Source organism: Streptomyces sp. NPDC059371 (assembly GCF_042751995.1).
Lineage (GTDB): Bacteria > Actinomycetota > Actinomycetes > Streptomycetales > Streptomycetaceae > Streptomyces.
Genome location: NZ_JBHYXD010000043.1, coordinates 57,933 through 69,370, shown reverse-complemented (window position 1 = coordinate 69,370; position 11,438 = coordinate 57,933). Strand labels below are relative to the sequence as shown.

At 70.0% G+C, this 11,438-nt stretch carries 9 protein-coding genes; all 9 read left to right on the top strand.

The genetic code is table 11. The features are described 5' to 3' along the window. Positions 1-268 precede the first annotated feature (268 nt). Positions 269-1,804, top strand: a complete 1,536-nt coding sequence (locus ACFXGX_RS23635; protein WP_384794587.1) for a bifunctional folylpolyglutamate synthase/dihydrofolate synthase — start codon at positions 269-271, stop codon at positions 1,802-1,804. 5 nt (positions 1,805-1,809) lie between these two features. Then, positions 1,810-2,175: a DUF4233 domain-containing protein gene (locus tag ACFXGX_RS23630; RefSeq protein WP_384794585.1), complete on the top strand. Its 366-nt coding sequence runs from the start codon at positions 1,810-1,812 to the stop codon at positions 2,173-2,175. 182 nt (positions 2,176-2,357) lie between these two features. Further along, complete coding sequence (ndk, locus tag ACFXGX_RS23625; protein ID WP_045557536.1) at positions 2,358-2,771, top strand: nucleoside-diphosphate kinase; 414 nt, start codon at positions 2,358-2,360, stop codon at positions 2,769-2,771. A 440-nt stretch (positions 2,772-3,211) separates the two neighbouring features. Continuing rightward, a complete protein-coding gene (locus ACFXGX_RS23620; protein WP_339129341.1) occupies positions 3,212-4,231 on the top strand; it encodes a rod shape-determining protein in 1,020 nt (339 codons plus the stop codon). Positions 4,232-4,449: 218 nt separating this feature from the next. Further along, positions 4,450-5,388 carry a rod shape-determining protein MreC gene (gene mreC / locus ACFXGX_RS23615; RefSeq protein ID WP_384794582.1) on the top strand — a complete coding sequence of 313 codons (939 nt, stop codon included), beginning with the start codon at positions 4,450-4,452 and terminating at the stop codon, positions 5,386-5,388. Between the two features lie 18 nt (positions 5,389-5,406). Continuing rightward, entirely contained in the window at positions 5,407-6,078 is a 672-nt protein-coding gene (gene mreD / locus ACFXGX_RS23610) for a rod shape-determining protein MreD (protein ID WP_384794580.1), read from the top strand. Between the two features lie 140 nt (positions 6,079-6,218). Next, positions 6,219-8,477, top strand: coding sequence for a penicillin-binding protein 2 (gene mrdA, locus ACFXGX_RS23605; protein WP_384794578.1), 2,259 nt, complete (start codon positions 6,219-6,221; stop codon positions 8,475-8,477). Between the two features lie 34 nt (positions 8,478-8,511). Beyond that, positions 8,512-9,708, top strand: coding sequence for a rod shape-determining protein RodA (gene rodA, locus ACFXGX_RS23600; RefSeq protein WP_384794576.1), 1,197 nt, complete (start codon positions 8,512-8,514; stop codon positions 9,706-9,708). Positions 9,709-9,864: 156 nt separating this feature from the next. Continuing rightward, positions 9,865-11,438, top strand: a 1,574-nt coding sequence (locus ACFXGX_RS23595) for a CHAD domain-containing protein (RefSeq protein ID WP_384794574.1), incomplete at its 3' end; no start/stop codon positions are given.

The following is an 11,438-nucleotide window of genomic DNA, read 5'->3' as shown; positions in this document are numbered from 1 at the left end:
TGACGGCCCCGGGAACCAGGGGGTTGGGGGGGCTTTGGGGGACCGCGGGGGCGTGCCCCCGGACCCCCGCTCCTCGAACGCCGCAGGGGCTGAACTTCTCCCGCCGGAGAGTTCGCCCGTCCGGCGATCGAGGACGAGGCCGTTCGGTCCGAAGCGGGGGTTCGGGGGCGGCAGCCCCAGGGACGGGACGGGTAGGGGCGGAGGGGGCGAAAACCCCCATGCGGCCCCACACGCCCCCACACCCCCGCCACCTCCGTAGACTGGCCCCGTGAGCGACCTCCCCCCGCACGACAGCAGCGCGTCCGACGACCCGGAGCGTGATCCGCTCGGTCTCTTCGAGGAGATCGTCGAGGCCGAGACCGACCGCGACCCCGACCTCGCGTTGATCGAGGCCGGCAGCCGCACCCTGCGGACCCAGGGCGCCGGCGGTCACCAGGCCGACGTACCCGCGAGGCCCGCCGACCCCGAGGTCGACAAGGCGCTGCGCGAGGTGGAGGCCGAACTCGCCACCCGCTGGGGCGAGACGAAGCTGGAGCCGTCCGTCGGCAGGATCGCCGCGCTGATGGACCTCCTCGGGGAGCCGCAGCGCGCGTACCCCTCGATCCACATCACGGGCACCAACGGCAAGACCTCCACCGCCCGCATGGTCGAGGCGCTGCTCGGCGCGTTCGACCTGCGCACCGGCCGCTACACCAGCCCCCACGTGCAGTCGATCACCGAGCGCATCAGCCTGGACGGGGCGCCGCTGTCCGCCGAGCGCTTCGTGGAGACGTACAACGACATCAAGCCCTACGTCGAGATGGTCGACGGGCAGCAGGAGTACCGGCTGTCCTTCTTCGAGGTGCTCACCGGCATGGCGTACGCGGCCTTCGCGGACGCGCCCGTGGACGTCGCCGTCGTCGAGGTCGGCATGGGCGGAAGCTGGGACGCCACGAACGTGATCGACGGGGATGTCGCCGTCGTGACCCCCATCGACCTCGACCACACCGACCGGCTCGGCGAGACGCACGCCGAGATCGCCACCGAGAAGGCCGGCATCGTCAAGCAGGACGCCACCGTCATCCTCGCCCAGCAGCCGGTCGACGCGGCCCAGGTGCTGCTGAAGAAGGCCGTCGAGGTCGACGCGACGGTGGCCCGTGAGGGCCTCGAATTCGGCGTCGTGTCCCGGCAGATCGCGGTCGGCGGGCAACTCCTCACGCTGCGCGGCCTCGGCGGGGAGTACGAAGAGGTCTTCCTGCCGCTGCACGGCGGCTACCAGGCGCACAACGCCGCCGTGGCGCTCGCCGCGGTCGAGGCGTTCTTCGGCGTCGGCTCGGCCCACGCCCAGCGGCTCGACATCGACACCGTGCGCAAGGCGTTCGCCTCGGTCACCTCGCCCGGCCGCCTGGAGATCGTGCGCCGCTCGCCCACCGTGGTGCTCGACGCCGCGCACAACCCCGCGGGTGCCCGTGCCACCGCCGAGGCCGTGAGCGAGGTCTTCGACTTCAGCCGGCTGATCGGCGTCGTCGGCGCGAGCGGCGACAAGAACGTACGGGGTGTGCTCGAGGCCTTCGAGCCGATCTTCGCGGAGGTCGTCGTCACCCAGAACTCCAGCCATCGCGCGATGGACACGGACGAACTCGCCGGGATCGCCGTCGAGGTCTTCGGCGAGGACCGCGTACAGGTCGAACCGCGCCTGGACGACGCCCTGGAGGCCGCGATCACGCTCGCCGAGGAAGAGGGCGAGTACGCGGGCGGGGGCGTGCTGGTCACCGGTTCCGTCATCACGGTCGGCGAGGTCCGACTGCTCTTGGGGAAGGGCTGACTCTCGTGCGTACGCTCTGTGCTTCCACTCTGATCGGCGAGGTCTTCGTCATCGGCTTCGCCGGGCTCGTCGCCATGAAGGACCCCGATCTGTCCACGGCCACGGTCTGGACGGTCTGCGGGGTCCTGATGGCGCTGAGCGTGCTGCTGTGCGGCATGATCACGCGGCCCGGCGGTGTCCAGCTCGGCTGGGCGCTGCAGATCCTGCTGATCGCCGGCGGGTTCTTCGTGCCGTCGATGTTCATCCTGGGCGCGGCCTTCGCCGCGCTGTGGTGGGCCTCGGTCCACTACGGCCGGAAGATCGACGAGGCCAAGGCCAGGTTCGCCGCGCAAGCGCAGCCGCAGGCCGAGCCGGACGGCAACCCGGCCTAGTGCGGGAGGCTCAGGGCCTGTCCGAGTCGGACAGGCCCTGAGCCCGTCCGGCGGGGCGCGTGGGCGCTCGGTACCGGCGGACGGAGGCGCGTGCCCGTATCACCTGACGCTGTGTGACAGCGCCCCGGACACGCCCTGTAGCCTCGGTCATCCGCACCCGTGTGACCCGAAGGAGCTTTCCCGTGAGCCAGCGCACCCTCGTCCTTCTCAAGCCCGACGCCGTCCGTCGCGGCCTGACCGGCGAGATCATCAGCCGCATCGAGCGCAAGGCCGGCTGGCAGATCACCGCGCTGGAGCTGCGGACCCTGGACCAGGACACGCTCGAGCAGCACTACGGCGAGCACAAGGGCAAGCCCTTCTACGAGCCGCTGGTGGCGTTCATGGCCTCCGGCCCGGTCGTGGCCCTGATCGTCGAGGGCGAGCGGGTCATCGAGGGCGTGCGCGCCCTGGCCGGCCCGACCGACCCGATCGCCGCCGCCCCCGGTTCCATCCGCGGCGACTACGGCGTGATCGTGCGCGAGAACCTGATCCACGCCTCCGACTCCGAGGAGTCCGCCGAGCGCGAGGTGAAGATCTTCTTCCCCGGCCGCGCCTGAGCGTCCGGACGAAGGCTCAGCGCCGAGTCCGCGCGCACGGACGGTCACCTTCCGGCGTACGGACGGTCGCGCCCGAGGCCGCGGGCGGCCTCGCCGAGGCCGTCCGGACGATCTCGGGAGCCCGCCGAGCAGTACATTTTCAAAGAATTTTCTGAGACTGCGTCAGCACGGCTGTGACAGTCTGACCTGGGACGGCCCTGAAAAATCAGGCCGTCCCGTGGCATATGCGCGCTGATCGGGGGAACGCGTGACCCCGATGGCCCGTCTCCACAAGCGAGTCGCTCGGCCATCTGCCGACAATGGCCAAGACCCTCGCGCAGTGTTCGTGCAGGCGCGTCTACGATGGAAGCGTTCACGTCGCTGCACCAACCTCGCGCCGTCCCTAAAAAGCCGTCAACGTTCGCTTTGGGAAGGCCAGACGAATCCTGATGGGGAACTCAATGTCGTTCATCGGCCGTGACATGGCTGTCGACCTCGGGACCGCCAACACGCTGGTGTACGTCAGGGGCCGAGGGATCGTACTCAACGAACCGTCCGTCGTCGCGATCAACACCAACACCGGCGGGATCCTCGCGGTGGGCGCGGAAGCCAAGAAGATGATCGGGCGGACCCCGGGCAACATCGTTGCCGTGCGTCCGCTGAGGGACGGCGTCATCGCCGACTTCGAGATCACCGAGCGCATGCTCCGCTACTTCATCCTGAAGATCCACAAGCGGCGCTATCTCGCCCGCCCCCGTGTCGTCGTCTGCGTGCCCTCCGGCATCACGGGCGTCGAGCGCCGTGCCGTCATCGAGGCGTCGTCCCAGGCCGGCGCCCGCCAGGTGCACATCATCGAGGAGCCCATGGCCGCGGCCATCGGCGCCGGCCTGCCGGTCCACGAGGCCACGGGCAACATGGTGGTGGACATCGGCGGCGGCACCACGGAGGTCGCGGTCATCTCGCTCGGCGGCATCGTCACCGCCCAGTCCATCCGCGTCGCGGGCGACGAGCTGGACAACGCGATCATCCAGCACATCAAGAAGGAGTACAGCCTCCTTCTCGGTGAGCGGACGGCCGAGCAGATCAAGATCACGATCGGTTCCGCGTACGACCTCGACAATGACGAGCACACCGAAATCCGAGGCCGGGACCTGGTTTCCGGTCTGCCCAAGACGGTCGTCATCTCCGCCGCGGAGGTCCGCAAGGCGATCGAGGAGCCGGTCAACGCGATCATCGACGCCGTGAAGACGACGCTCGACAAGTGTCCGCCCGAGCTCTCCGGCGACGTGATGGACCGGGGCATCGTCCTCACCGGCGGCGGGGCCCTGCTGCGCGGCCTGGACGAGCGGCTGCGCCGCGAGACCGGCATGCCGATCCACATCGCCGAGGACCCGCTCGACAGCGTGGCGCTCGGGTCGGGCAAGTGTGTCGAGGAGTTCGAGGCGCTCCAGCAGGTTCTGGACGCCCAGCCCCGCAGATGACGTAACACTTCGATTCCGCCGTACGAGATCACCCCTTCTCGTGCGGCGGATCGTTGGTATGGAGGCATAAACTCCTGCGACATAGAGTCATAACCTCCCCCATAACAGCCACCCCGTCTCACCCCCCCCACCCCAGCCTCATCGCACCGTGGGCATCCTTTTCGCCCAGGGCGCGCCCCTGTTGACCCAATACGACGAGGAAGGCACGGCCGCCGCACGTGAGGGACACACGAGAGAGCCGGCTGCTCCTGGTGCTGCTGATCGCCATCGCGTTCGCACTGATCACGGTGGACATCCGCGGCGGGCAGGACTCACCGGTCGACGGTGCCCGCCAGGCCGCCGCGACGGTCTTCGGCCCGATCGAGAACGGGGTGTCGTCCGCGGTCGACCCCGTCGGCAACGCGATCTCCGCGGTTCGCGACTCGGGCGGACGGCACAGCCGCATCGCCCAACTGGAGCACGACAACGCGGCGTTGAAGGCGAAGCTCGGCAGCGACGACCGCAACCGCAGCCGCCTCAAGCAGCTCGACAAGATGATCAAGGTGGCGGGTGAGGGCCAGTACGGCATCAAGGGCGCCGAGGTGATCGCCATAGGGGCCGCCCAGGGCTTCTCCTGGACCGTCACCATCGACGTCGGCGCCAACGACGGCATCCAGCGCGACATGACCGTCCTGAACGGCGCCGGACTGGTCGGCCGGGTCACCACCGTCGGCCCCGACACCGCGACCGTGCTCCTCGCCAACGACCCTGACTTCACCGTCGGCACCCGCATGGAGTCCACCGACGAACTCGGCTTCGCCTCCGGGCAGGGCGACCGCCCGCTGCGCGTCGAACTCCTCAACGCCAAGGCGAAGATCAAGAAGGGCGACCGGCTGGTCACCTTCGGCTCGCAGTCCGACAAGCCCTTCGTGCCCGGCGTCCCCGTCGGCGTCGTCTCCCGGGTCGACCCCTCCGGCGGCGACCTCACGCGCACGATCTACGTGACGCCGTTCGTCTCGTTCACCAAGCTCGACATCGTCGGTGTGGTCGTCGCGGCACCCAAGAGCGACCCGCGCGACACCGTGCTCCCCCCGAAACCCAGACCGACGCCCACGCCGACCGTGACCGTGACGGTCACCCCCTCGGCGAGCGCCCCCGACCTCGGCCAGCAGCAGTAGCAGGAGGAGCCGAATCCCATGCGTTTCAACCGGATGCTGCTCTCCGTCACCCTGGTGGTCGTCGCCCTGGTGATCCAGGTGAGCGTTCTCGCCCGACTCCATCTCCCGGGCGCCGTCCCCGACCTGGTGCTGCTGACCGTGCTCGCCCTCGCTCTGGTCTACGGCCATGTCGGCGGCGCGCTCATCGGCTTCGGCGCGGGTCTGCTCTCCGACCTCGCCCCGCCCGCCGACCACGCCGCCGGACGCTACGCCCTCGTGCTCTGCGTCGTCGGCTATCTCGCCGGCCTCGCCAAGCCCGAGAACGGCAGACTCAAATCGGCCACCGGACCCATGGCCGTGGTCGTCGCCGCCGCGATCGGCTCCACCGTGCTCTACGCGGGCGTCGGCGCCCTCGTCGGCGACACCGCCGCCCGCCATGTAGGCCTCAGCAGCCTGCTCATCACGGCCGCCCTCTACGACCTGCTGCTCGCGCCCTTCGTCGTGCCGGTGCTGATGGCGCTGGCCCGGCGGGCCGAGAACGATCCGCTCGCCGACGGCGGTTCGGCCTCCAAGGCGGCCGACGTCTCCTCGGGCTGGCTGTCCTCCGGCACCGGCCTGCGCATCGGCAGCCAGCGCGGCGGACTGCGCGTGAAGGCGGCCAAGGCGCGGGTCGCCCGCGCCGGACGCATCAAGGGGGTCAAGCGGCTGTGACGACAGCGACGCGGCCCGTCCGCCGGCCCGCCCAAGCGTCCCGGACGTCACGGGACTTGACCGGCCGCGGTGTCACCACGCACAGGTTCGCCGTGTACTCGTATGACTCGTACACACACTGAGAGGGGGAGGCAGCAGCAGTGACCAACATCCCGGAGACCGGCCGGACCCCACGGGTCCAGATCCGGCTCGTCGTCATCCAGATTCTCGTACTCTCCCTCCTCGGCACCCTGGGCGGACGCCTCTGGTTCCTCCAGATCCGCAACGGCAACGAGTACGCCAAGGAAGCCTCCGGCAACCACGTCCAGCAGGTCGTCCAGCCCGCCGTGCGCGGCTCGATCCTCGACGCGCGGGGCGTGCCGATCGCCGACAACGAGACCCGGCTCGTGGTCTCCGCCTCGCGCACGGACCTGATGAAGATGGCGGACGACGGGAAGGCCGTCCTCACCAAGCTCGCCGGCGTGCTCGGTCTCAAGCCCAAGGACGTCATCCAGAAGGTCCGCCTCTGCGACGCCAAGACGCCCCAGCCGTGCTGGAACGGCTCGCCCTACCAGCCGATCCCCATCACCGACAAGGCCACCGCGCGCCAGGCCCTGCAGATCCGCGAGCGCTCCGAGGACTTCCCCGGCATCACCGCCGAGCCGGAGGCCGTGCGCCGTTACGCGGCCCCCGGCAAGGCCAACACCGCGCAGGTGCTCGGCTACCTCTCGCCCGTCACCGACGACGAGATCACCAAGGCCAAGGACACCGACTCGCCCTACCTGCGCTCCGACCAGGTCGGCCGCTCCGGCCTGGAGCGCCAGTACGACAAGGCCCTGCGCGGGAAGGCCGGCGTCACCCGCTACGAGGTCGACAACCTCGGCCGGGTCATCGGCAAGGCCAAGAGCGACAAGGCCGAACCCGGCGCCAACCTCGTCACCAGCATCGACGCCCGCGTCCAGCGCGTCGCCGAGTACGAGCTGGACTACGCGATGAAGGTCGCCCGGACCCAGTTCGACAAGATCACCGGCGAGAACTACAAGGCCGACTCCGGCGCGGTCGTGGTCATGGAGGCCAAGACCGGCCGTGTCGTCGCCATGGCGTCCCAGCCGACGTACGACCCGAACGCCTGGGTCGGCGGCATCTCCGGCAAGGACTACACCGCGCTCACCGGGAAGAAGTCCAACTACCCGCTCCTGAACCGCGCCATACAGGGTCAGTCGGCGCCCGGATCGACGTTCAAGGTGGTCTCCACCGCCGCCGCGGTCCAGGCCGGATACGCCTTCGACGGGCACTACCCGTGCACCAGCTCGTACTCGGTCGGCAGCCAGGTCTTCAAGAACTTCGAGGGGGAGAGCTTCGGCCCGATCTCCCTCGGCCGGGCGCTGGAGGTCTCCTGCGACACCGTCTTCTACGGACTCGCCGACAACGAGTGGAAGAGGGACGGCGGGATCAACCCGAAGAAGAAGCCCAAGGACTACTTCTACAGGACCGCCCACCAGTTCGGACTCGGCCAGACGACCGGCATCGACCTCCCCAACGAGGTCACCGGCCGCGTGCCGGACCGCGACTGGAAGCTGAACTACTGGAAGGCCAACAAGGACGCCTGGTGCAAGACGGGCAAGAAGAACGGCACCTACGTCCAGCGGATCGAGTACGAGAACTGCCTCGAAGGCAACAAGATGCGCGAGGGCGACTCGATCAACTACTCCATCGGCCAGGGTGACACGCTCGTCACCCCGATCCAGGAAGCCGCCATCTACTCCGCGGTCTCCAACGGCGGCACCCTGTACGAGCCGACCATCGGCAAGGCGATCGTCAGCGCCGACGGAAAGACCGTCCAGGAGATCAAGCCGAAGGCCAACGGCAAGCTGCCGGTCAGCAGGGCCACGCTCAAGGGCATGAACGAGGCCTTCGCGGGCGTCGTCACGCGCGGTACCGCGGCCTGGAAGTTCGGCGGCTGGCCGCAGGACAAGATCCCGCTGCACGCCAAGACCGGTACCGCGGAGGTCTACGGCAAGCAGACGACGTCCTGGCTCGCCACGTACTCCAAGGACTACACGATCATCATGACGATCTCCCAGGCCGGTACGGGTTCGGGAGCGTCCGGTGAGGCCGTGCGCAAGATCTACAACGCGCTCTACGGCGTCTCCGCCGACGGCACCATCACCAAGAAGAACGGCCTCCTGCCGACCCCGCAGAAGGGCCTGCCGAAGGTCCAGACCGACGGCACGATCGAGTCCGGCCGTATCTCCAAGGACCCGGCCAAGGACCAGCAGGCCAGCCAGGCCCCCAAGGACGCCACCCCCGACCCGAACCTGCCCGCCGGCACCACGGCCTCGCCCACCGGCGGCAACCGTGTCACCCGAAGGCGTACGGCCCGCCCGCCGAAGGGGCGGGGGAAGAGGATCCCGACATGACGAGGGCGGCGACCAAGGTGCTGAGGATCCTGACATGACCGGAGCCAACAACTTCTCCGTCTCCCGGTACGGACCCGAGCGCGCGGGCTGGACCCGCCTGCTCGCCCGCGACTCGATCGCCCGGAGGCTCGACTGGCCGATACTGCTGTCGGCCGTCGCGCTCTCGGCGATCGGCTCGGCCCTCGTCTACTCGGCGACCCGCAACCGCACCGAGATCAACCAGGGCGACCCGTACTTCTTCCTCATCCGCCACATGATGAACACCGGCATCGGCTTCGGCCTGATGATCGGCACGATCTGGCTCGGACACCGCACCCTGCGCACGGCCGTACCGATCCTGTACGGCATGTCCGTCTTCATGATCCTGCTCGTGCTGACCCCGCTCGGCGCGACGATCAACGGCCAGCGCAACTGGCTCGTCGCCGGCGGGCTGTCGCTCCAGCCCGCCGAGTTCATCAAGATCACGATCATCCTGGGCATGGCCATGCTGCTGGCCACACGGGTCGACGCGGGCGACAAGCAGTACCCGGACCACCGCACGGTGGTGCAGGCACTGGGTCTCGCGGCCGTCCCGATGCTGATCGTGCTGCTCATGCCCGATCTCGGCACGATCATGGTCGCGGTCGTCATCGTGCTCGGCGTACTGCTCTCCTCCGGCGCCTCCAACCGCTGGGTGTTCGGCCTCATCGGCGCGGGCGCCCTCGGCGCGGTCGCCGCCTGGCGGCTGCACGTCCTCGACGAGTACCAGATCAACCGCTTCGCGGCCTTCGCCAACCCCGACCTCGACCCGGCGGGCGTCGGCTACAACACCAACCAGGCCCGGATCGCCATCGGTTCCGGCGGCCTCTTCGGCACCGGCCTCGGCCACGGCTCGCAGACAACCGGCCAGTTCGTCCCCGAGCAGCAGACGGACTTCGTCTTCACCGTCGCGGGCGAGGAACTGGGCTTCGTGGGCGCGGGCCTGATCCTGCTGCTCCTCGGCATCATCCTGTGGCGCGCCTGCCGCATCGCCCGCGAGACGACCGAGCTGTACGGCACGATCGTCGCCGCCGGGATCATCGCCTGGTTCGCGTTCCAGTCCTTCGAGAACATCGGCATGACCCTCGGGATCATGCCGGTCGCCGGTCTGCCTCTACCGTTCGTGTCCTATGGAGGCTCCTCCATGTTCGCGGTCTGGGTCGCGATCGGCCTCCTGCAGTCGATCAGGGTGCAGCGCCCGATGTCGGCCTAGCGGAGCGGCGCGGCAGCGGCTTCAGCGGGCCCGCCGGCCGGGTGGCGCCTCGGCGAACACGAGGTGACACCCGGCCCAACGGGAAAAGGCCCGCTCCGGCCAAGCCGGGCCGATTGGGTACTGCCCACGGCCCGCAAACGCGTCTAGATTCGGTTCATGGCGGACACGAAGCGCGAGATCGAGCGTAAGTACGAAGGTCCGGCCGCCGAGGGCGGCGTCGACATGCCCGACCTGACCGGAGTCCCGGGCGTCGCGGGCGTCGTCGACAAAGGTGTCGCCGAACTCGACGCCACCTACTACGACACGCCCGACCAGCGTCTCGCCGCCGCCTCCCTCACCCTGCGCCGCCGCACCGGCGGCGACGACGCCGGCTGGCACCTGAAACTCCCCGTCTCCGAGGGCGTGCGCGACGAGATCCAGGCCCCCCTCTCCGACACCGTGCCCCGCGCCATCGCCGGACTCGTCCGCTCCCGCGTTCGCGACGCCGAACTCGTCCCCCTCGTACGCCTGCGCTCCGCCCGAGACATCCGCCACCTCGTCGACGACTCCGGCGCCCTGCTCGCCGAGGTCAGCCTCGACCGCGTCCGCGCGGACCGGCTCGGCGGCGGCGAGGGCACCGCCACCTGGACCGAGATCGAGGTGGAACTCGCCGACGACGGCGACCCCGCCTTCCTCGACAAGGTCGAGAAGAAACTCCGCAAGGCCGGCCTGAGCCGCTCCGCCGCCTCCTCCAAACTCGCGAAAGCCCTCGACACGACCGGCAAACGCGCCAAGAAGCCCGCCCCCCGGAAAGACCCGGTCACCGCGGGCGACCACGTCCTCGGCTACCTCCGCGCCCAGTACGACGCCATCGTCGAACTCGATCCCGCCGTCCGCCGCGACCTCCCCGACTCCGTGCACAGCATGCGCGTCGCCACCCGCCGGATGCGCAGCACCTTCCGCTCGTACGGGAAGATCCTCGACCGCGCCGTCACCGACCCGATCGGCGACGAGCTGAAATGGCTGGCCGGCGAGCTCGGCGTCGACCGCGACCGGGAAGTCCTCACCGAGCGGCTCACCGAATCCCTCGGCCAACTGCCCCGCACCCTGCTCTCCGGACCCGTCCGCACCCGGCTGCGCACCTGGACGCACGCCCGCCGCGGCGGCTCCCGGCGCCGCCTGATCGCCGTCCTGGACGGAAAGCGGTACCTGGCGCTGCTGACCGCGCTCGACGCGCTCGTGACCGACCCGCCGCTGCTCAAGGCGGCCGGCGGTGACCCCGCGAAGGTGATCGCCAAGGCCGTCCGCAAGGACTTCGGAAAGGTCTCCGACCTCGTCGAGCAGGCCCTCGACCGGCCGCCGGGCGCCGACCGCGACAACGCCATGCACGACGCGCGCAAGAAGGCCAAGCGCACCCGCTACGCCGCCGAGGCCGCGGCCCCGGCCCTGGGCGGACCCGCCGCCGGCCTGGTCAAGTCGATGAAGTCGCTGCAGGGCCTCCTCGGCGACCACCAGGACAGCGTGATGACCCGGGAAGCCCTGCGGGAACTGGCCGCCCTGGCCCATGCGGCGAGGGAGAGCTCGTTCACGTACGGGGTGCTCCACGGCCGCGAGGAACAACGCGCCGCGGCGGCCGAGGCGGCCCTGCCGGGGGCCTGGGTGGGGCTAGCGGCGCCCACAGGGCCGGGGTATAGCGGTCCGCGCCGAACGCCCCCCCGAGGGCGGGGGGGGGGGCCCCCCCCGGCGCTGGG